Source organism: Pseudoclavibacter sp. VKM Ac-2867 (genome assembly GCF_015351275.1).
In the GTDB taxonomy this organism is placed as follows: domain Bacteria; phylum Actinomycetota; class Actinomycetes; order Actinomycetales; family Microbacteriaceae; genus Pseudoclavibacter.
This window is the reverse complement of sequence record NZ_JADKSL010000001.1, coordinates 646,912-668,058: the sequence shown is the minus strand read 5'-3', so window position 1 is coordinate 668,058 and position 21,147 is coordinate 646,912. Positions and strand designations below refer to the sequence as shown.

The window sequence follows — 21,147 nt, the reverse complement described above, 5'->3', positions numbered from 1 at the left end:
CGACGAGACGCCGTTCCTCTCCGCACACCTGGAAGGATGACCGCATGACTATCGAACTCCGCGCCCCCGAGGCCGGTGCAGACTCGCAGGAGATGCCGCGCAGCCGCTTCGTCGACCGCGAGCTGAGCTGGCTCGCGTTCAACCAGCGCGTGCTCGAACTCGGCGAGGACCCCTCGACGCCCCTTCTGGAGCGCGCGAACTTCCTCGCCATCTTCTCGTCGAACCTCGACGAGTTCTTCATGGTGCGAGTCGCTGGCCTCAAGCGCCGCATCGCAACCGGCCTCGCCGTCCCGACCCCCGCGGGAGTTCCGCCGCAGGAGGCGCTCGACACGATCCGCTCGAAGGCCTACGAGCTGCAGAAGCGGCACGCCGCGATCTTCAACGGCAGCGTGCGCCCGGAGCTCGCCGACCAGGGCATCCACATCGTCAGCTGGGACGAGCTCTCCGACGCCGAGCGCGTCGAGCTCGGCGACCTCTTCGACGAGCAGATCTTCCCCGTGCTGATGCCTCTCGCCGTCGACCCCGTGCATCCGTTCCCCTACATCTCGGGGCTCTCCCTGAACATCTCCGTGCGGGTCTACAACCCCCGCAGCGAGAAAGAGGAGTTCGCCCGCCTCAAGGTGCCCCCCGTGCTGCCGCGCTTCTACCCGCTGCAGTCCGACCACGGCAAGGCCAGGTTCATCCTCCTCGAGGACCTCATCGCGCAGCACCTCGGGCACGTCTTCCCCGGCATGAAGATCCTCGACCACCACGCGTTCCGCCTCACCCGCAACGAGGACATGACGATCGAGGAGGACGAGACCGAGAACCTCCTGCAGGCCCTCGAGAAGGAGCTCCTGCGACGCCGGTTCGGCCCGCCCATCCGCCTCGAGGTCTCCAACGACATGGACGACGAGACCCTCGAGCTGCTCATGACTGAGCTCGACATCACCCACAACGAGGTGTATGTCCTCCCCGGCCCCCTCGACCTCGGCGGCCTCTTCGCGCTCGGCGCGATCAACCGGCCCGACCTCAAGTACCGGACGCACGTGCCCGTCACCGCGGCAGCCTTCCGGACGTCCGAGAGCGACGAGAAGGCCGACATGTTCGGTGCCATCGCCCGCCGCGACGTGCTCGTGCAGCACCCATACGAGGCGTTCTCGACGAGCGTGCAGGCGTTCCTCGAGGTCGCCGCCGCCGACCCGAACGTGCTCGCCATCAAGCAGACCCTGTACCGCACCTCCGGCGACAGCCCCATCGTCAACGCCCTCATCAAGGCCGCAGAATCCGGCAAGCAGGTGCTGGTCCTCGTCGAGATCAAGGCGCGCTTCGACGAGCAGAACAACATCGTCTGGGCTCGCAAGCTCGAGAAGGCCGGCGTGCACGTCGTCTACGGCACCGTCGGGCTCAAGACCCATTGCAAGCTGCTGCAGGTCATCCGCAAGGAAGACAACGAGCTCAAGATGTACAACCACATCGGCACGGGCAACTACAACCCGAAGACGAGCCGCATCTACGAGGACCTCGGGCTCTTCACGTGCAACGAGAAGATCTCCCGCGACATCACGCGCCTCTTCAACCAGCTCTCCGGCTACGCCATCGAGCGCAAGTTCACGCGCCTCCTCGTCGCCCCCATGCACCTCCGCCCCGGACTCCTCAACCTCATCGACAAGGAGCGCAAGAACGCGCTCGACGGCAAGCCGAGCCGCATCCGCATCAAGGTCAACTCCATGGTCGACGAGGAGATCATCGACGCGCTCTACCGCGCCAGCCAGGCTGGCGTTCCCGTCGACATCTGGGTGCGTGGCATCTGCGGCCTCCGCCCCGGCGTCCCCGGCCTCAGCGAGACCATCCGAGTGCGCTCCGTCGTCGGGCGCTACCTCGAGCACTCCCGCATCTTCTGCTTCGCGAACGACGGCGACGAGCGCGTGTTCATCGGCTCAGCCGACATGATGCACCGCAACCTCGACCGCCGCATCGAAGCGCTCGTGCGCATCACCGACGAGAACCACGCGGCAGACATCGGCGGCATGTTCGACCTCGCGATGGCCGACACCACGGCGACCTGGCACCTCGGCTCCGACGCCGAGTGGATTCGTCACGCCCGAGACGAGAACGGCGACCGGCTCACCGACCTGCACGACGAGATGATGCGACGCATCAGCAAGCGTCGCAGGCCGACGACGCTGGCCTAGCCGCATGACGATCGATACCCCTGCCGCCTCGCGCACCGTCTACGCGGCAGGCGCTGTGCTGTGGCACGAAGACATCGCCGATGACAAGCTCAAGGTGCTCATCATCCACCGCGGGCGGCATGGCGACTACTCCCTCCCCAAGGGCAAGGTCGACCCCGGCGAGACGCTCCCGGAGACGGCCGCCCGAGAGGTGGAAGAGGAGACCGGCTACCGGGCGACCCTCGGCGCACCCCTCGGGTACGTCGAGTACGTCATGCCGAATGGCCGGCCCAAGGAGGTGCACTACTGGACCGCCGAGGTCGACGACGCCGCGTACGAAGGGCACGTGTTCGAGCCGAACGACGAGGTCGATGGCATCGAATGGGTGTCGCTCAAGAAGGCCAAAAAGCTCCTCAGCTACGACCGAGACCGCGAAGTGCTCGAGATCTTCGCCGACCGGTACCGGCGCGGGCTGCACCGCACCTTCGCGATCCTCGTGCTCCGCCACGCGACGGCCGTCCCCCCGCAGTCCTGGCCGGGCGACGACGACTCGCGCCCCATCACGGCCCGTGGCCTCGAGCAGGCCGAGACGGTCGTCCCCATCCTCCGCTCGTTCGGCCCAGAAGCGGTCATCACCTCGAATGCCGTCCGCTGCCGCTCGACCGTGGGCCCCATCAGCTCACTGCTCGACCTGACCCCCCAGGTCGAGCGCAGCATCGCCCAAGGCTCGTACACGAAAGACGAGGAAGAGCTCGACGAGGTGGTGCGCAAGCTCATCTCGGGACGACGCAGCACGGTCATCTGCAGCCACTCGCCCGTCATGCCCGCCATCATCCGCTCCATCGCCCTGCACACGGCGACGCGCCCGAGCTCACTTGCGCGCCACGCCATGCTGTCGACCGGCGAGTGCTCCGTCATCCACGTGCCCGTCAACCACCCGCGAGCGGGTGTCGTCGCGGCGGAGACGCACGGGCCGATCACCTGAGCCCCGGTGGCGGACGCGAGTCCTCGCACCCGCCGCCGTTCACCTGCGCGTCACGTCGCGTCCACTTCTCGTCCATACTGATTCAGGCCCTAGTTCGATCCCGGTCGACCCGGGCTCGCCTGACCCCTGATGGCAGAAGGATCTCGATGCACCACTCCCGAGCACTCGCCGCCCTGGCGCTCCTCGCAACCACCGCCCTCGTGACCAGCGGATGCGCGCTGAACGAGATCTCGGTCAGCAAGGATCCGCGGTCGCAGCACCTCGACGGCGTGCTGAGCGCATCCGGTGCGTCATCGCAGGGCGTCGCGCAGACAGCCTGGATCGCGGGCTTCTACCCCATCGAGCCGGATGTGCGCGTCAACTACGCGGGCGGCGGCTCCGGCGCGGGCCGCTCCGACTTCCAGAACGGCACCTCGGCCTTCATCGGCTCTGACCGCGCGTTCGACATCGACGAGATCGAGGAAGGCCCGTTCCGCGCCTGCGCCGACGGTAGCGACCTCGTCGAGATCCCCGCCTACATCTCGCCCATCGCCGTCGCGTTCGCGCTCGAGGGCGTCGACGAGCTGCGACTGGACGCGGCGGCCATCGCCGGCATCTTCTCCGGCGACATCGATTCGTGGGATGCACCGGAGATCGCGGCCCTCAACCCGGACGCGGCCCTCCCCTCGCTCGCCATCACGCCCGTGCATCGTTCCGACAAGTCAGGCACGACCGGCAACTTCACGGCCTACCTCGACGAGGCAGCCGGCGACGCCTGGAGCTACGGCGAGGTCGACGAGTGGCCCGTGAACAGCGGTGAGGCCGCCCAGGAGAGCGCAGGCATGCAGCAGGCCCTGCGCGCCAACGGCACGATCGGCTACATGGATGCGTCCGCAGCCGACGGACTCACGACCGCCTCCGTCGAGACGGGCGGCGAGTTCGTGCCGTTCTCGCCGGAAGCGGCCGCCGCGGTCGTCGACAACTCGACCATCGAAACGGGACGCGCCCCGACCGACCTCGCGTTCGAGCTCAACCGAACGACGCCCGGCGTCTACCCGATCGTGCTCGTCTCGTACCTCATCGGCTGCGCCGAGTACGCCGACAGCTCAGTCGGCACCAACGCCAAGGCCTACTTCAGCTTCGTCGTGAGCGAGGAAGGTCAGTCAGCCTCGGCAGAAGCCGCAGGCTCCGCTCCCATCTCGGATGCGCTCCGGACGCAGATCGAGCCTGTCCTGGAGCAGATGAAGTAGGCGGGAGCGGCAAGAAATCTGCGCGCATTCCCAGCCCGTTCACCCCCCGTTCACTTTCCCCGCCCCTCCTCGTCACCCTTCGCGCATAGCGTCACCGACGGATCGCAACTGATCCAAAGGAATGTCACCTGTCCCCGAAGGGAAACTCCATGAAGTTCACGCGAGTAGGCGCATCGGTCGCCATGGCCGCAATCGCCGCACTCACGCTTGCGGCTTGCGCCAGCAACGAGCCAACCGCAGCAGAGCCGGGAACCGCAGTTGAAGGTGAAGCGCAGCTCACGGGCACCCTCGCCGCGTCCGGCGCATCGTCGCAGGGCACCGCACAGACCTCCTGGATCGCCGGCTTCGCCGCCGTCCAGCCGAACATCCAGATCAACTACGCCGGCGGCGGCTCCGGCGCCGGCCGCACCGACTTCACGAACGGCACCTCGGCCTTCATCGGCTCCGACCGTGCCTTCAAGATGGAAGAGATCGAGGCAGGCGGCTTCGGCAACTGCGTCGACGGCACCGACCTCGTCGAGATCCCCGCCTACATCTCCCCCATCGCCGTCGCGTTCAACGTCGAGGGCGTCGACTCGCTCAACCTCGACCCCGCGACCCTCGCCAAGATCTTCAAGGGCGAGATCACCAACTGGAACGCCCCCGAGATCGCCGCGCTCAACGCCGGCGTCACGTTCCCCGACCTCGCCATCACGCCGGTTCACCGCTCCGACACCTCCGGCACGACGGGCAACTTCACGTCGTACCTCGTCGAAGCTGCCCCCGACGTGTGGACCTTCGAGGACAGCGACGACTGGCCCATCTCGGGCGGCGAAGGCGCTCAGGAGACCCCAGGTGTCCAGCAGGCGCTGACCTCTGGCAACGGCACCATCGGCTACCTCGACGCATCCGCCGCCGGTGACCTCAGCACGGCAGCGATCCAGACGGGCTCCGAGTTCGTCGAGCTCTCCCCCGAGGCGGCAGCCGCCGTCGTCGACAACTCCACGCTCGAGGAAGGCCGCGCCGCGACCGACCTCTCGTTCGAGCTCGACCGCTCCGCCGAAGGCGTCTACCCGATCGTCCTCGTCTCGTACCTCATCGGCTGCTCCGAGTACACCGACCCGACCGTCGGTGCCAACGTCAAGGCCTACTTCGACTACGTGATCAGCCCTGAAGCACAGGATGCGGCCGCCGAGAACGCGGGCTCCGCGCCCATCTCGGACGACCTCCGCACCCAGGCCCAGGCCGCGGTCGACGCCATCAAGTAGTCCGCGAGCACCGAAGATCCGTTTCAGCCCGGTGCCGTGCTGTGAAAGCATGGCACCGGGCGATTCGGCTCTCATCAGCCGCTCGCCTCGTTCCACCCAATTGACTTAGGGAAACCCTCAGCAGATGACTGCAGAACTCGCCCCAGACGCGGGCACATCGGTGAAGGCGAAGTCGCGCCCGGGCGACCGCGTCTTCAGCTTCCTCTCGACGTTCTCCGGATCGCTCATCCTCGCGATCCTCGCCGCCGTGTTCTTCTTCCTGCTCTTCCAGGGGCTCCCAGCTTTCTTCCCTGATGCGGCCGAGAACAGCCACTTCGTCGCCGGAGCGACCAACCTCGCCGAGCCGGAAGCCGAAGGCAACTTCTTCTGGTACGTGCTGCCGCTCATCTTCGGAACGCTCTGGGCCTCGCTGCTCGCGCTCCTCATGGCCGTGCCCGTCGCCATCGGCGTCGCGCTCTTCATCACGCACTACGCGTCGCGCAAGCTCGCCGCACCCCTCGGCTACGTCATCGACCTCCTCGCCGCCGTCCCCTCGGTCGTCTTCGGTCTCTGGGGTGCAACCGTGCTCGGGCCGTTCGTGCAGCCGTTCTACGTGTGGCTCAACGAGAACCTCTCCTGGCTCCCCTTCTTCCAGGGCCAGGTGTCAGCCACGGGCCGCACCATCCTGACCGCCGCCATCGTGCTCGCCGTCATGGTGCTCCCAATCGTCACCGCCCTCACCCGCGAGGTCTTCCTCCAGACGCCGCGACTCCACGAAGAGGCATCACTCGCACTCGGCGCAACGCGCTGGGAGATGGTCAAGATGGCCGTCCTGCCCTTCGCACGCGGCGGCATGGTCTCCTCCATCATGCTCGGCCTCGGCCGCGCCCTCGGCGAGACCATGGCCGTCGCCATGGTCCTCTCCGCGACCGGCGTGATCACCTTCCAGCTGACGTCGAACACCAACCCGTCGACGATCGCCGCCAACATCGCCCTCTCCTTCCCGGAAGCGTCGAACCTCGACATCAACGTGCTCATCGCATCCGGTCTCGTGCTCTTCGCCATCACCCTCCTCGTGAACTCCCTCGCACGATGGATCGTGAGCCGCCGCAAGGAATTCTCAGGAGCCAACTGATGACGTCAACATTGCAGAAACCAGCCCAGAACCAGACGTCTCCCGAGATGATCAACCCGCTCACGCACGGCCGCCTCCCCAAGTGGGGCCCGTACGCGATCCTCGTCGGCGGCTTCGCGCTCTCCGCAGTGATCACCCTGCTCCTCGCGGCAGGCGGCGGCGAGTTCAACTGGACCGGCTTCGCCGTCCTCGGCGCGATCTTCTACATCGCCGGCCAGTGGATCATCGCCCGCATCATCGAGGGCCCCCGCCAGGCCACGAACCGCTTCGTCACCTCGCTCGTCACTGCCGCGTTCGTGCTCGCCCTCGTGCCGCTGCTCTCCCTGCTCTTCACCCTCGTCGCGAACGGCCTCGCCCGCTTCGACATGACGTTCTTCACCTCCTCGATGGTCGGCGTCGTGACGGAAGGCGGCGGAGGCATCCACGCCATCGTCGGAACCCTCCTCATCACCCTCGTCGCGACCCTCATCTCGGTGCCGATCGGACTCTTCACCTCGATCTACCTCGTCGAATACGGCAAGGGACGCCTCTCCAAGGCCATCAACTTCTTCGTGGATGTCATGACCGGCGTCCCTTCGATCGTCGCCGGCCTGTTCGCCTACACGATGATCATGCTCATCCTGCAGACGCTCGGCATCCCGCTCACCAACGTGCGCACCGGACTCGCGGGCTCCATCGCCCTCACCGTGCTCATGATCCCCACCGTCGTGCGCTCCTCGGAGGAGATGATCCGCCTCGTCCCGAACGAGCTCCGCGAAGCCTCCTACGCGCTCGGCGTTCCGAAGTGGCTCACGATCTCCAAGGTCGTGCTCCCCACCGCACTCGCCGGCATCACGACAGGCGTCATGCTCGCCATCTCCCGCGTCATCGGCGAGAGCGCGCCGCTGCTCATCGCAGCCGGCTTCAACATCTACATGAACTACAACATGACGCAGGGCGCCATGATGAGCCTCCCCGTCTTCGTCTACCGCTCCTACACGCAGCAGGTCGGAGCCGGTGCCGAGAACATGCTCAACCTGGCCTGGACAGGCGCACTTGTCCTCCTCATCATCGTCATGCTGCTCAACCTCGTCGCACGCATGATCACCAAGCTCTTCGCCCCCAAGGGCTAACCGGTCAGACTGACCAGGCCGACCAGCCAGGAAGTTAGGGAAACACAGTGTCCAAGCGCATCGAAGTCAACGACCTCAACGTCTACTACGACAAGTTCAAGGCCGTCGAAGACGTCTCCATGGTCATCGAACCCCGCAGCGTCACCGCCTTCATCGGCCCATCGGGCTGCGGCAAGTCGACGTTCCTCCGCACGCTCAACCGCATGCACGAGGTCATCCCGAAGGCGTGGGTCGACGGTGAGGTCCTCATCGACGGCAACAACCTCTACGGCCCCGGTGTCGACCCCGTCCTCGTTCGCCGCCAGGTCGGCATGGTCTTCCAGCGCCCGAACCCGTTCCCGACGATGTCGATCCGCGAGAACGTGCTCGCCGGCGTGAAGCTCAACAACACGAAGATCTCCAAGAGCGACGCCGACGCCCTCGTCGAGAAGTCGCTGCAGGGTGCCAACCTGTGGAAGGAGGTCAAGGACCGCCTCGACCTCCCCGGCTCCGGCCTCTCCGGCGGACAGCAGCAGCGTCTCTGCATCGCCCGCGCCATCGCCGTCTCCCCCGACGTGCTGCTCATGGACGAGCCCTGCTCGGCCCTCGACCCGATCTCGACGCTCGCGATCGAGGACCTCATCGAGGACCTCAAGACCGAGTACACGATCGTCATCGTGACCCACAACATGCAGCAGGCATCGCGTGTCTCCGACAAGACGGCGTTCTTCAACATCGCTGGCACCGGGATGCCGGGCAAGCTCATCGAGTACGACACGACGAAGACGATCTTCGAGAACCCGTCCGTCCAGGCGACGGAGGACTACGTGTCGGGCCGCTTCGGCTAGACCCGCACTCCCCCGATCCACGACTACGGCCCCGGCGTTCATCGCCGGGGCCGCAGTCGTCGCTCACGCCCGCGCCGCCCTCCCACCCGACTCGGGATGGAGAAGTCCCTCTGGGATGGGAAAGTTCCCAGCACGAAGTGACTTTTCCATCCCGAGCAACAATGAATGGCCGAAGACAGCCAGGGAACGCCCCGCCCAGCCGAGACGCCGGCATCCGGCTCCATGGGCTCACCTGGCCGACCGGGCCACCGGGCCACCGTCCCGACTACTCGGGATGGAGAAATCCCTCTGGGATGGGAAAGTTCCCAGCACGAAGTGACCTTTCCATCCCGAGCAACAACGAATCGCCGAAGACCAACAGGGAACACCCCCACCCAGCCGAGACGCCGGGATCCGGGCCCATGGGCTCACCCGGCCGACCAGGCCACCGTCCCGACTACTCGGGATGGAGAAGTCCCTCTGGGATGGGAAAGTTCCCAGCACGAAGTGACCTTTCCATCCCGAGCAACAACGAATGGCCGACGACAACCAGGGAACGCCCCGCCCAGCGAGTCACGAGCCACGTCGACGCGAGCCGCCAGCGGGCCTGGACGCCAGACCGCCGCCCAGCCGAGCCGCTGACACCCGGCTCCGTGGGCTCACCCGGGCCACCGTCCCACCCTCCCAAGAACTCAGGATGGAGAAGTCCCTCTGGGACGGGAATGTTCCCAGCACGAAGTGACTTTTCCATCCCGAGACCGCTCGGGTGGGGCAGAGGCGGCGGGGGCCGGAGCCGGGCACCGGGCGGCGGGCACCGGGCACCGGGCGGCGGCGGGGGCCGGCGGGGGCCGGCGGGCGGCGGCGGGAGGAGGCATGAGAAAAGCCAGGCCGCAGGAACGCCTCTCGGCGGAAGGCCGCTCGCAGCGGCGAATATTGGAGCCCGGGGTTACTGCGGCCCGGCGTCGTCGAGTTTACTGGGATCGACGGCCGCTGTGCACCGTGTTGGCTGACGGCGAACAGGCGGCGTGGCGGTTCAGCCCTCGGGCCAGACAGCGACGACGACCTTGCCGGACTCCTCCGAGTTCCGAGCGAGGCCGAAGGCTGTGACGGTGTCGTCGGCGTGCACCTCGTGCGTGATGACGTCCTCGATCTCGGGATGAGCGTCGAGGATGACGATCGCCTCGTCGATCTCGTCCTTGAAGCGGAACGTGCCGAAGACGCGCAGCTCCTTGGAGATGAACGGAGCGAGGTTGATGGGGCGTGGCTCGTTCGGGACCATCCCCACCTGCACGACGGTTCCCGCCGGCTTGGCGGCCGCGAACGCGCTCGACACGGAGACGGCAACGCCCGAGCATTCGAAGACCACGTCGAAGCTGTCGGCGGGCACCTGCTCGCGGCTCACGTCGATCACCTCGGCGGCTCCCATGGCGGAGGCGCGCGCGAGCGGACCGACGAGCACGTCGGTCGCGCTGATGTGCGCTGCGCCCTTGACGCGGGCTGCGGCGATGGTGAGGAGACCGATGGGGCCGGCCCCCGTGACGAGCACTCGCTTGCCGGTCAGGTCTCCCGCCTTGGTGAGGGCGTGGAGGGCGACGGCGAGGGGCTCGGCGAGCACGGCACGGCGGATCGGCAGCGTCGCTGGGAGCCTGCGGAGCATGCCGCGGTCGACGAGCAGGTACTCGCTCAGCGCGCCCTGCGTGTGCGGGGTCGTGGATGCGCTGCCCAGGTAGGCGCCGCCGGACCAGAGGTGCGGCGAGTCCTCGAGTCCGCGGCTCTGGGTGCCGAACGTGGCGGGATGCACGGTGACGGGGGCGCCGGTCTCGAACTCGTCGAGGGGATCGAGGTCGACCCTGCCGGAGAGTTCGTGACCTGGGACCAGCGGCTCCCGGACCACGAAGGCGCCGTTGGCTCCTTCGAAGTAGTAGTGGAGGTCGGAGCCGCAGATGCCGACGTAGTCGACGCGGATCCGGACCTGCCCCTCCCCCGGCTCCGGGGTGTCGACCTCGGCGAGGTCGAGTGCTTCCTTGCTTTCGATGAACGCTGCGCGCATGGTGTCTCCTGCGTGTCCTGGTGCGAGGTGGTCGGCGGTGACCGGGATCAGACGACCGCGGTCATGCCGCCGTCGACGAAGATGTTCTGCCCCGACACGAAGCTCGAGGCGTCGGAGCTGAGGTAGATCAGTGTGCCCGCGAGCTCCTCGAACGCGCCCCAGCGCTGCGCCGGGGTGCGGTTGATGAGCCAGCTGTTGAACTGCTCGTCCTCGACGAGGGCTCGGTTCATCTCGGTCGCGAAGTAGCCGGGCGAGATGGCGTTGACCTGCACGTTGTGCCTGGCGAGGTCGGCCGCCATGCCCTTCGTCAGCTGGGCGACGCCGCCCTTCGTGGCCGAGTACGGGGCGATCGTCTGCCTGGCGAGGAGCGACTGCACCGAGCCGATGTTGACGATCTTGCCGGAACCGCGCTCGATCATGGCGGGGGCCAGGAACCTGGAGACGTAGAACACGCCGCTCAGGTTGGCGGCGACGAGCGCATCCCAGTCCTCCACCTTGAACTCCGCGAAGGGCGCTCGCCGCTGGAGCCCCGCGTTGTTGACGAGGATGTCCGGCACCCCGTGCTCGGCGATGAGGGCCGCGATTCCGGCCTCGACGGAAGCCGCGTCGGTGACATCGAAGGAGACGATGTGCGCGGGGCGTCCCGTGCGCTCCTCCAGCTCGGCGGCGGCCGTCGCGAGCGCCTCGGTGTCCCGACCGTGGAGGATGATCGTGCTGCCTGCGTCGGCGAGCGCCGTGGCGAGCGAACGGCCGAGGCCGCGCGACGACCCGGTGATGAGGGCGAGCTTGCCCGTGAGGGTGAAGAGATCCATGCTGTTCCTGCTCTGTGAGGTGGTGTCACGCAGACGGGGCGTTCCGGGTCAGGCTCAGAAGAGCGACGCGACCAGGTAGATGACGAGCACAAACGCGAACGCCGTGACCGACTCGATGGTCTGCTGCACCGTCCAGGTCTTGAGCGTCGTCTTCACGTCCATGCCCATGAGGCGTCCGACGAGCCAGAAGCCGGAGTCGTTGACGTGGCCGGCGAAGACCGAGCCTGCTGCGGTGGCGAGCACGATCGAGGCGACCTGGAAGTCGTTGAGGTCGGCGACGACGACTGCGGGGGCGATGAGGCCCGCCGCGGTGACGAGGGCGACGGTTGCAGAGCCCTGTGCGACGCGGAGGACGACGGCGATGACGTAGGCGGCGACGATGAGCGGGAGTCCGAGGTCGCCGAGCGTGTCGGCGAGCGCGTCGCCGATGCCGGAGGCGCGCAGGACGCCGCCGAACATTCCGCCGGCGCCGGTGATGAGGATCACGGAGCAGATCGGCCCGAGAGAGGAGTCGAGGATCTTCTCGAGGGCGGTGCCGTTCTCGCCGCGGCGCGTGCCGAGGACGATGCTGGCGGTGACGACCGCGATGAGCAGCGCGATGGGCGAGTTGCCGAGGAGGACCGCGGCCTGGGCCCAGATCGCGTCACCGTCGACGACTCCGGCGCTGGCGAGGGCCGAGATGCCCGTGTTGAGGAAGATGAGGACCATCGGCAGCAGGAGCAGCAGGATGATCGTGGAGACCTTCGGCGGGTTCTTCGGCTGGTCTTCGTCGAGGTCGCCGAAGAGGGCTGGCACGGGGAGCTGGATGCGCTTGGCGACGAACTTGCCCCACAGGTAACCGGAGACGTACCAAAGCGGGAACACGATGATGAGGCCGAGCAGGAGGACGACGCCGAGGTTGGCTTCGTAGAGCTCCGTGGCGGCGACGGGGCCGGGGTGCGGCGGCAGGAACACGTGCATGACCGAGAAGGCGGCCGCTGCGGGGATGCCGAAGAGGAGGACGTTGTTGCCCGAGACTCGGCGCGCGACGGCGAAGACGATGGGCAGCATCATGATGAGGCCGGCGTCGAAGAACATCGGGAAGCCGAGGATGAGTGAGGCGATGCCGAGCGCGAAGGGGGCTCGCTTCTCGCCGAAGACGTCGACGAGCTTGTCAGCGAGGGCTTTGGCGCCGCCGGAGTGCTCGATGAGGCGGCCGAGCATCGCGCCGAAGCCGATGAGGAGCGCGACGGTCGCGAGGGTGCTGCCGAAGCCGCCGGTGAGGGTGCTCGCGACGGCCGAGACGGGGACGCCCGCGACGAGCGCCGTGAGAAGCGACACGATCACCAGCGTCAGGAACGCGTGGAGCCTGAAGCGGATGATGAGGATCAGGATGAGCGCGATGGCTCCTGCTGCGATGCCGAGCAGCGGTGCGGTCCCCAGTGTCTGGGTCCATTCTTCTTCCATGGTGATCTCCGTCGATTTCTGGAATTCGGACCGTGCGACCGTGCAGCGGTGCCGTGAGGGTGAGGCCGTTCGCGATCTGCGATGATTCGGAACGCGGGTTCTGGTGACGCTCAGTGTGGTTCGAGCCTCGCACAATGATCATACTTATTTCAAGTTTTGATCATATCTATATCGTTGCGGTGAGCGAAGAGAGGTGCGCATGGCGCAGGCAGTGCACGGGTCGGTGCTCGACGACCTCGGCGTCCGCATCGCGGGAGGCGAGCTCGAGGCCGGCCAGGTCCTCACCCTCGCGGCCCTCGAGGAGCACTACGCGGTGTCCCGCACGGTCGTGCGCGAGGCCGTCCGCGTCCTGGAATCCATGGGACTGCTCGTCTCGCGGAGACGAGTCGGCATCACCGTCCAGCCCGCCCGCGAATGGAACGCGCTCGACACGACCCTCATCCGCTGGCGACTTCGAGGAAACAGCCGCAGCCAGCAGCTCGTCGCGCTCACCGAGCTCCGCTCTGCGATCGAGCCGGTCGCCGCGAAGCTCGCCGCCTCGCGGGCCTCGCAGCGCGAGCGGACTCGCCTGCTCGAGCTCGCCGCACAGCTGCAGGCGCTCGGCGCAAGCGAGCGCGGCGACTCCCCCGAATACCTGCAGGCCGACATCGAGTTCCACGACCTGATCCTGGATGCGAGCGGCAATGCGCTGCTCGCGGCCGTCAAGGAGCCGATCGCCCAGGTGCTCGCCGGCCGCGCGAACCTGGGCCTCACGCCGGCGAGGCCACTGCACGACGCGCTGCACAACCATGTGCTCACCGCGCAGGCGATCGCGGACGGCGACCCCCTCGCCGCCGAGAAGCACTCGAAGGGCTACCTCGACACGATCCTGGGCGAGGTGCTCATCATCCACGACGCAGCCATCGGCGAGGCCCCAGAGTTCGAGTCGGAGACGCCCGACACACCCTAGACGCGATGCACGCTGGCCCGTCCGGAGAGCTCCTCGACGAGGTTCTGGATGGCCCCGCTCGCCATCCTGGCGACGGCCTCGGCGGTGTGCGCCCCGCTGTGCGGCGTCGCGACGACCCTCGGGTGCCCGAGCAGCGGTGAGTCCTGCGGCGGCTCCGTCTCGTAGGCGTCGAGGCCGACCCCGAAGAGGTGCCCAGCGTCGAGCGCCTCGCGGGCAGCCGCCTCGTCGATGAGGCCACCGCGCGAGGTGTTGAGCAGGATGGCCCCTGGCTTCATGGCCGCGATGCGTGCGGCGTCGGCGACGTGGCGGGTGCTCTCGAGGAGCGGCACGTGCAGGCTGACGACGTCGGCTGCCCGGAAGAGTTCGTCGAGGCTGGCCGGCGTAGCTCCGGTCTCTGCGATGGCGGTGGCGGGAACGAAGGGGTCGTAGGCGAGCACGTTCATCCCGATGCCGCGGGCTCGTTCGGCGACGATCCGGCCGATCGCGCCGAAACCGACGACCCCGAACGTGCGCCCACCGAGCTCGATGCCGCTGCCTCGCGGCCAGCCGCCATCCGCGACCTCAGCGTGCAGCCTGGGGATCTCTCTGGCGACGGCGAAGGCGAGGCCGATCGCGAGTTCGGCGACCGCGGAGGCGTTCGCCCCAGGGGTTCTGGTGACGTGGATGCCTCTCCCGGCTGCAGCGTCCAGGTCGACGTTGTTGACGCCGACACCGTACCTGGAGATCACCCGAAGGCGGTCGGCGCCCGCGAGCGCTGCCGCGTCGTAGGTGTCGAGGCCAGCGATGACGCCGTCGATCCCGGGCAGGGCCTCAGCGAGCTCGGCGGAGGTGAGCGGGCGCCCGAGCGCGTTGAAGATCAGCTCGTCGGCCATGTCCCGCAGCGGGGCGAGCACCTCGGCGTCCGGAGTCCGGCTCAGGGAGGTGGGGGTGATCAGGATGCGCATCAGGCGTTGCCTCCAGTGAGGGACTCAGCACGCGCATCCGGTGCGGTGCTCGTGCGGTCGTAGGCGTCGAGGTACTTGGCGAAGGCGCGGTCGTAGTAGTCCCGCATGGCGGGGTTCGGGATGACTCGCTGCGTCTCCGTGTTCCGGAACGCCGGCTGGTCCTCGCTGAGTCCGGCGGCGCGGAGGCCGAGGCGCACGGCGCCGACCACCGAGCTGTGCTGCAGCGACGACACCTCCATCTCGACCCCGAAGGCGTCTGCCGTCATCTGGGTCCAGAACGGCGAGGAGAGGACTCCGCCGGAGAGCAGGACGCGGGTCGGCATGCCGTTGATCGCGGTGAGTTCGCGGAAGCAGTGGTAGAGCGAGAGCACAACCCCCTGCAGTACGGCCTGGTACATGTCGACGCGCCCGTGCCGGGGCTCGAGGCCGACGAACCCGCCGAGCCGCTGGTCCTGCCACCCCGGGCACCGTTCGCCGTACAGGAAGGGCAGGAAGGTGGGCAGCTCGTTCCGTCCCTGGACGAGCTGGGGTTCGATCTCGGAGAACTGGGCGTCCGAGCCGAAGAACCTGTCCTTCGCCCAGTCGACGCAGTTCGTGCATCCGCTTGTGGCGGCGCCGCTGAGCCAGCCGAGCGGGGAGCGGTAGGCCCAGGTGCTGAGCCGCGGGGAGAGGGACGGCTCGAGGGTCGCGAACCGCATGGCGCCGCTGGTCCCCATGGAGAAGGTCATGTCGCCGGGGAGCCCGGCGAGGTCGCCGACCTGGCTGAGGCCGCCATCCGGTCCGGGGACGAGGACGGGGATTTCGGGGCGGATGCCGAGGTAGGTCGCGACGTCGGCGAGCAGTGGGGCGGACTCCTCGCTGTCGTGCAGTTCGGGGAAGTCGACGCCGGCGACACCGAGGGTCTCGAGGATCTCGAGGTCCCAGTCGGAGGTGTGGACGTTGAGCAGGCCGGTTCCGGAGGCGAGGGAGTAGCTCGTCCACGGGAGGCCGGTGAATCTCAGGAAGTTGAAGCTCCCCTGGTCCATGACCTTGCGCCCGGCGATCTCCACGCCCTGGCGGGCCAGGTAGGCGAGCTTGAAGGCGGGGTAGCTGGCGTTGACCATGCAGCCCGTTCGCTCGTAGAACCAGGTGGTGAGCTCCGCATCCTCGCGCAGTTCGGCGCAGAGTCCTTGGGCGCCCGTGAAGGGCCACTCGTAGACAGGGCTGGCCGCTTGGAGGTCTTGGGTCACGAGCCCGAGGCCGTGGTACGTGTTCGACAGCACGAGGGCGTCGATGTCGTGCCCGCGGACGGATTCACGGGCGAGGGCGATGAGCTGGGTGAAGATGCCCTCCGCGTCGCGGACGGCGGGGTCGGGCCCGGCGACTTCGAATCGCCGAGTCCGCACCTGCACCTCCTGGGTGTCGGAGTCGAAGATCAGCGTCTTCGCTGAGGTGGTGCTGGACTCGAGGGCGAGGATCTTCATGGTTCTGCTCCACTCGTGGGCGTCGTTGCCGATCGGGGCCGTGCGCGGTGGCGACTCTCGGTAGGATCTCCAATAATATGATCATTGGGTTCCACTTGGGAACACAAGGCAGCCAACGGAGGTTCTCTTGCACGAAATCCTTGCTCGTCTCGCCGAGCACTCGATCGTTCCCGTGGTCTCCGCAAAGACCACCGCCGAGGGCCTCGGCATCGCGGAGGCACTCGCCAACGGCGGGCTCCCCGTTGCCGAGGTGACCTTCCGGACGAGCGCCGCGGCCTCGACGATCGCTGCTCTCGCCGCCCGCGGCGGAGTGCTCGTCGGCGCCGGAACGGTGCTCACCCCAGCCCAGGTCGACATCGCCGTGGATGCGGGAGCCTCGTTCATCGTCTCCCCCGGCCTGAGCCGTGCCGTCGTCGAGCGGTGCAGGGCCCACGACATCCCGGTTCTGCCTGGTGCCACCTCCGCGACCGAGGTGCAGGCCGCCCTGGAGCTGGGCATCGAGACGGTGAAGTTCTTCCCCGCAGAGACGAATGGGGGCGCCAAGGCGATCGCCGCACTCTCCGCGCCGTTCGGCGACGTGAGCTTCGTGCCCACCGGCGGAGTGAACCCCGCGAACCTCGGCGACTACCTCGCCATCCCGGCGGTGCTCGCCGTGGGCGGCTCGTGGATGCTTCCGCCGTCGGCCGTCGACCAGCAGGACTGGGCCGAGGTGACGAGACTCACCGCTGCCGCCGTCGAGCTCGCGCGCGGACTCCGCTCGGGCAACCGGGCAGAACGTCGGGCGGTCACGCCGAGCCGAGAGTCCTAGCCGCGACGAAGCCCCTCGGCCGGTCGTTCAGTCGAGCGCGTCGATGCGCCAGAGACCCGCGGAGGCGTGCAGGTCGTCGCCCATCTCCAGGTACCGGATGGCACGTCGCGTCGACTGGCGCGCCCTGGCTGGCACGACGCTCTCCTCGTCCTTCGCGAGGCTCGTCGCCCCCTGCGACATGACGCGGCAGAACGCGGCGGCTCGCTCGAGGGCGATGGCGAAGTCACCGGAGAAGGCGCCGTGCAGGATGACGTCGGCGAGGGCGACGACCTCTTCCGGCCCGGTGGGGGTCGCTGCACCTGCGACCACGGAGCTGATGGAGCGGTCGACCTCGTAGCCTCGACGGAAGAGGTAGCTCGCTTCGGCCGGATTGGCGCGCACGGCCTGCCGCAGCAGGTAGAGGCGCCAGAGCGCGCCTGGCAGGGAACGCGAGGTGGCACCGGCCCAGAGCTCGGCGATCTCGTCGATGCCGTTCTCGTCGGCGTAGGCCACGAGGCGCGCGACGACCGCCTGGTCGCCCTCGCCACGGGCTCGCTGCAGGAGCGCCCGGGCCGTGTCGTGCGCGACGCGGCTCACCGCTGCTGGGTCGTCGGCGCCGACGAGCGCCTCGAACGCCTGCGATGGCACGCGGACGGGCCTGTGGTGTCGTTGCGTCATGCTGCCCCTCTCGCCGACTGCGCCTTGCTGGCCCGTGCGGGCCGCATCCAGTCTGCGCGTTCGGAGCCACGATTGCGAACCTGCCTCGTAGGCTGGGGGCATGGCTACTGCGCACGAGGACGATTCGCTGGTCGAGGACACGGCGGCGATGTCGTCGTACCCGGCCTACCGCCCGAAGCAGATCGCCTTCGGCGTACTGGCGGTCCTGCTGGTCGTGACGATGTTCTTCCCATGGTGGAACTCCGAGATCCCCCTCAACCGCATCGCGCCGACCCTGAACGGCTGGCAGCTCCTGGTCGCCGGCACGGGACTGAGCCAGATGGATGAGGCGCTCGGCTACAACTGGTTCGGCACGTTCCTGTTCGGCCTCGTGCCAACGCTGCCGCTGCTCGGGCTCGTCGTGGTCCTGATCCTCCGCATCTCCGGGGTCGCGGTGATCTCCGCGAAGATCCTCCAGCTCTACGCCGCCTTCGCGACACTCGGGATCCTGTTCCTCTTCGCCTTCGCGACCCTCCGCGTGGATGCGGCGAACGGCCAGTATCCGATCGCCTACGGCGCGTGGCTTGCGCTCCTGCCGAGCGTCGCTGCGCTGGTGCTCGCGACGCTGTGGTGGCGGCGCGAGAAGCTCCACTACCCGACACGCAAGTGGCTCGGATTCGGACCCCAGCGCGAGAGGAAGCACGACCTGGCGGCGAACGCCGCGAGTGCTGCGATGTTCGACGACCTGGTCGACCCGGACGACGACGAGGAGATCTCGCTCGGCTCCGACACCGCCGTCGACGAGAACACGAGCCCAGGCAAGCGGCCGCGCCAGTGAGCGCCGCTGATTTCTTCGCCTCCCTCTCCCTCGGGGGAGACGCTGCGAGCTCACCAGGACGGCAGCTGCGGGAGGCCATCATCGACGCCGTCGAGCGAGGCGATCTGGTCCCCGGCGAGCGACTGCCGCCGGTGCGCGCGCTGGCGGAGACGCTCGGCGTCGCGCCGGGAACGGTGGCGAAGTGCTACACGGCCCTCGAGGAGCAGGGCGTCGTCGTCGGCCGCGGCCGCGCGGGCACGTTCGTGACCGCGGACGGCAGGCACGGGGATGTGCGACTGACGGCGGCCGCGAGGGCGTTCGCCGTCGAGGCGCGTGAGCTGGGCGTGAGCGACGACGAGGCGGTCGCCGCCGTCTTCGAGGCCCTGTCGATCACCGCGGATCGGCACGCCCAGCCCTGAACCCCACTCCGCCACAGGCGGCGTCCAAGTTCGCCTGAGAGCATCCCCTCATGGGAATCGACGATCGTATTCAGAACAAGTCAGAAGACCTCGGCGGACGCGCGAAGGAGGCCGCTGGCGCGGTCACCGGAGACGAGTCGCTGAAGGCTGAAGGCCGCTCCGACCAGACGAAGGCGGGCTTCAAGGAGAAGATCGAGGACGTCAAGGACGCCGCCAAGGAGGGCCTCGACAACCTCAAGCGCAAGATCGACTAGCAGTGCCTCTCGAGACGCCACATTCCGGCGTCTCGCGCATGCAGCAAAGGGCCCCGTTCGCGGGGCCCTTTCTGGTAGTTGACGACGGTCAACCATCTGAGTATGGTTGACCGTTGTCAACTACCAGGAGGCCCCGCGTCGATGTCGTCCAGCAAGAACCCCAGATCCAGCTCCAAGCCAGCCGCTGAGCTCACCGAATCCGGAATGAGCCACCGCCAGGTGCTGCAGGCCCTCTCCGGCCTCATGCTCGGCATGTTCGTGTCGATGCTCGCGTCGACCGTCGTGAGCACCTCGCTGCCGCTCATCATCAGCGACCTCAAGGGCGACCAGAGCGCCTTCACCTGGGTCGTCACGGCAACCCTGCTCGCGACCACCGTCTCCACCCCGATCTGGGGCAAGCTCGCCGACCTCACGAACCGCAAGCTCCTCCTGCAGATCGCCCTCGTCATCTTCGTCGTGAGCTCGGCGATCGCCGGCTTCGCGCAGGACCCCGCGATGCTCATCACCATGCGCGTGTTCCAGGGCCTCGGTGCCGGCGGACTCGGCGCGCTCAGCCAGATCGTCATGGCGGACATCCTCAGCCCCCGCGAGCGCGGCCGCTACGCCGGCTTCTTCGGCGCCGTCATGGCGCTGGCCACCGTCGGCGGCCCCCTCCTCGGCGGCGTCATCACCGACGCCTTCGGGTGGCGCTGGAACTTCTTCGTCGGCCTCCCCTTCGCGGTGATCGCGCTCATCCTGCTGCAGGTCACCCTGCACCTGCCGAAGCCGAAGAAGCGCAAGGTCAGCATCGACTACTACGGCATCGTGCTCATCTCGAGCGGCGTGTCCCTGCTCCTCATCTGGGTGACCCTCGCGGGCACGCAGTTCGAGTGGAACTCCCTGCCCTCCTACCTCATGGTCGGGGGCGGCGTCCTCCTCCTGGTCATCGCCATCCTCGTCGAGCTCCGTGTCAAGGAGCCGCTCATCCCACTCACGCTCTTCCGCGACCGCACGTTCACGCTCGCCGTCATCGCGAGCGTCTCCGTCGGCGTCGCCATGTTCGGCACGAGCGTCTTCCTGAGCCAGTACATGCAGCTCGCTCGTGGCGCGACGCCGACCGAGTCCGGCATCCTCACGATCCCGATGATGGCGGGTCTCCTCGTCGCTTCCACCATCGTGGGCAACCTCATCAGCCGCCGCGGCAAGTGGAAGGCGTTCGTCGTCACGGGCAGCGCGCTCATGGTCGTCGGGCTCTTCCTGCTGAGCCGCCTCCACTACGACACGCCCTACCTGTACGTGGGCGTCTCGATGTTCGCGCTCGGCGCCGGCGTCGGCATGGTCATGCAGAACCTGGTCCTCGTCGTCCAGAACAAGGCAGAGGTCAAGAACATGGGCGTCGCGACGAGCGCCGTCACCTTCTTCCGCAGCCTGGGCGGCACGATCGGCGTCTCCGTCATGGGCTCGATCCTGGGAACCGTCGTGGCAGACACGATCTCGACGAGCGTCCGCGCTCTGCCGCCGGAGCAGCAGGCCGCAGCCGCACAGTCGCTCGCGGGTGGCAGCATCCCGCAGCTCGCGACGCTGCCCGACTGGCTGCGGGTCCTCGTCGAGGACGCCTACGGCACGTCGGTCGGCGCGATCTTCCTGGCGGCCCTGCCGCTCGCGATCGTCACGCTCATCGCCGTCTCCTTCCTGCCGAACGCCCAGCTCGGCACGCAGAACGCCGTGCAGCGAGCCAAGGGCGAGGAGACCTCCCCCTCCGGCAGCGAGGCGGATGCGTCGACTCAGTCCCGGGAGAAGGTCACGGAGTCGACCTCCGAGGACCTCGTCGAGGTCGCAGAGGCGATGGTCGGCATCCCTCGCACGGGCGCCATCCCGATCCTCGGGGACTCGGGACGGCAGGCAGACCGCACCTAAGATGGCC

At 68.0% G+C, this 21,147-nt stretch carries 19 protein-coding genes; 13 read left to right on the top strand and 6 right to left on the bottom strand.

Going from position 1 to position 21,147, the window contains the following annotated elements:
• The first annotated feature begins 44 nt into the window (after nucleotides 1-44).
• The 7 genes from ITJ67_RS02980 (at nucleotide 45) to pstB (ending at nucleotide 8,667) form a co-directional block, all read left to right on the top strand.
• Nucleotides 45-2,174 (top strand): RNA degradosome polyphosphate kinase, encoded by a 2,130-nt coding sequence (locus ITJ67_RS02980; RefSeq protein WP_228496619.1) that lies wholly within the window; start codon nucleotides 45-47, stop codon nucleotides 2,172-2,174.
• A 4-nt stretch (nucleotides 2,175-2,178) separates the two neighbouring features.
• Nucleotides 2,179-3,138, top strand: coding sequence for an NUDIX hydrolase (locus ITJ67_RS02975; RefSeq protein ID WP_194676666.1), 960 nt, complete (start codon nucleotides 2,179-2,181; stop codon nucleotides 3,136-3,138).
• A 146-nt stretch (nucleotides 3,139-3,284) separates the two neighbouring features.
• Nucleotides 3,285-4,367 (top strand): phosphate ABC transporter substrate-binding protein PstS, encoded by a 1,083-nt coding sequence (locus ITJ67_RS02970; RefSeq protein WP_194676665.1) that lies wholly within the window; start codon nucleotides 3,285-3,287, stop codon nucleotides 4,365-4,367.
• 149 nt (nucleotides 4,368-4,516) lie between these two features.
• Nucleotides 4,517-5,614: a phosphate ABC transporter substrate-binding protein PstS gene (locus tag ITJ67_RS02965; RefSeq protein WP_160073614.1), complete on the top strand. Its 1,098-nt coding sequence runs from the start codon at nucleotides 4,517-4,519 to the stop codon at nucleotides 5,612-5,614.
• A gap of 124 nt (nucleotides 5,615-5,738) precedes the next feature.
• On the top strand, nucleotides 5,739-6,728 hold the full coding sequence (pstC, locus tag ITJ67_RS02960; RefSeq protein ID WP_104241953.1) for a phosphate ABC transporter permease subunit PstC: 990 nt from the start codon (nucleotides 5,739-5,741) through the stop codon (nucleotides 6,726-6,728).
• The gene (gene pstA / locus ITJ67_RS02955) at nucleotides 6,728-7,840 is read left to right on the top strand and encodes a phosphate ABC transporter permease PstA (RefSeq protein WP_104241955.1); all 1,113 of its coding nucleotides are present in this window, start codon (nucleotides 6,728-6,730) and stop codon (nucleotides 7,838-7,840) included. Before pstC ends, pstA begins: the two co-directional genes overlap by 1 nt.
• 47 nt (nucleotides 7,841-7,887) lie before the next feature.
• Nucleotides 7,888-8,667, top strand: coding sequence for a phosphate ABC transporter ATP-binding protein PstB (gene pstB / locus ITJ67_RS02950; RefSeq protein ID WP_104241957.1), 780 nt, complete (start codon nucleotides 7,888-7,890; stop codon nucleotides 8,665-8,667).
• Nucleotides 8,668-9,679: 1,012 nt separating this feature from the next.
• Here pstB and ITJ67_RS02945 read toward each other — a convergent pair.
• From ITJ67_RS02945 to ITJ67_RS02935, 3 genes are read right to left on the bottom strand one after another with little or no spacing between them, the layout of a single operon-like run.
• A complete protein-coding gene (locus ITJ67_RS02945) occupies nucleotides 9,680-10,696 on the bottom strand; it encodes a zinc-binding dehydrogenase (RefSeq protein ID WP_194676664.1) in 1,017 nt (338 codons plus the stop codon).
• A gap of 47 nt (nucleotides 10,697-10,743) precedes the next feature.
• Entirely contained in the window at nucleotides 10,744-11,508 is a 765-nt protein-coding gene (locus tag ITJ67_RS02940; RefSeq protein WP_194676663.1) for an SDR family oxidoreductase, read from the bottom strand.
• 54 nt (nucleotides 11,509-11,562) lie between these two features.
• Nucleotides 11,563-12,954 carry a GntP family permease gene (locus ITJ67_RS02935; protein ID WP_194676662.1) on the bottom strand — a complete coding sequence of 464 codons (1,392 nt, stop codon included), beginning with the start codon at nucleotides 12,952-12,954 and terminating at the stop codon, nucleotides 11,563-11,565.
• Between the two features lie 199 nt (nucleotides 12,955-13,153).
• Here ITJ67_RS02935 and ITJ67_RS02930 point away from each other — a divergent pair, with 199 nt between their 5' ends.
• The gene (locus ITJ67_RS02930; protein WP_194676661.1) at nucleotides 13,154-13,903 is read left to right on the top strand and encodes a FadR/GntR family transcriptional regulator; all 750 of its coding nucleotides are present in this window, start codon (nucleotides 13,154-13,156) and stop codon (nucleotides 13,901-13,903) included.
• On the opposite strand, the gene ITJ67_RS02925 is transcribed toward ITJ67_RS02930, so the two are convergent.
• Nucleotides 13,900-14,847, bottom strand: coding sequence for a phosphoglycerate dehydrogenase (locus tag ITJ67_RS02925; RefSeq protein ID WP_194676660.1), 948 nt, complete (start codon nucleotides 14,845-14,847; stop codon nucleotides 13,900-13,902). The genes ITJ67_RS02930 and ITJ67_RS02925 overlap by 4 nt on opposite strands.
• A complete protein-coding gene (locus tag ITJ67_RS02920) occupies nucleotides 14,847-16,310 on the bottom strand; it encodes a gluconokinase (protein WP_194676659.1) in 1,464 nt (487 codons plus the stop codon). The genes ITJ67_RS02925 and ITJ67_RS02920 overlap by 1 nt, the downstream gene beginning before the upstream one ends.
• Before the next feature lie 127 nt (nucleotides 16,311-16,437).
• Between ITJ67_RS02920 and eda the strand changes: the two genes are divergently transcribed.
• Entirely contained in the window at nucleotides 16,438-17,118 is a 681-nt protein-coding gene (gene eda / locus ITJ67_RS02915; RefSeq protein WP_194676658.1) for a bifunctional 4-hydroxy-2-oxoglutarate aldolase/2-dehydro-3-deoxy-phosphogluconate aldolase, read from the top strand.
• Between the two features lie 27 nt (nucleotides 17,119-17,145).
• Here the strand turns inward: eda and ITJ67_RS02910 are convergent, their stop codons facing one another.
• Nucleotides 17,146-17,775 carry a DNA-directed RNA polymerase subunit beta gene (locus tag ITJ67_RS02910; protein WP_068495464.1) on the bottom strand — a complete coding sequence of 210 codons (630 nt, stop codon included), beginning with the start codon at nucleotides 17,773-17,775 and terminating at the stop codon, nucleotides 17,146-17,148.
• A gap of 100 nt (nucleotides 17,776-17,875) precedes the next feature.
• On the opposite strand from ITJ67_RS02910, the gene ITJ67_RS02905 reads away from it, so the two are divergent.
• The 4 genes from ITJ67_RS02905 (at nucleotide 17,876) to ITJ67_RS02890 (ending at nucleotide 21,140) form a co-directional block, all read left to right on the top strand.
• The gene (locus tag ITJ67_RS02905) at nucleotides 17,876-18,592 is read left to right on the top strand and encodes a hypothetical protein (protein WP_194676657.1); all 717 of its coding nucleotides are present in this window, start codon (nucleotides 17,876-17,878) and stop codon (nucleotides 18,590-18,592) included.
• Nucleotides 18,589-18,990 carry a GntR family transcriptional regulator gene (locus ITJ67_RS02900; RefSeq protein WP_194676656.1) on the top strand — a complete coding sequence of 134 codons (402 nt, stop codon included), beginning with the start codon at nucleotides 18,589-18,591 and terminating at the stop codon, nucleotides 18,988-18,990. Before ITJ67_RS02905 ends, ITJ67_RS02900 begins: the two co-directional genes overlap by 4 nt.
• Before the next feature lie 50 nt (nucleotides 18,991-19,040).
• A complete protein-coding gene (locus ITJ67_RS02895) occupies nucleotides 19,041-19,244 on the top strand; it encodes a CsbD family protein (protein ID WP_104242336.1) in 204 nt (67 codons plus the stop codon).
• A gap of 204 nt (nucleotides 19,245-19,448) precedes the next feature.
• Nucleotides 19,449-21,140: an MDR family MFS transporter gene (locus tag ITJ67_RS02890; RefSeq protein ID WP_160071593.1), complete on the top strand. Its 1,692-nt coding sequence runs from the start codon at nucleotides 19,449-19,451 to the stop codon at nucleotides 21,138-21,140.
• The last annotated feature ends 7 nt before the right edge of the window (nucleotides 21,141-21,147 follow it).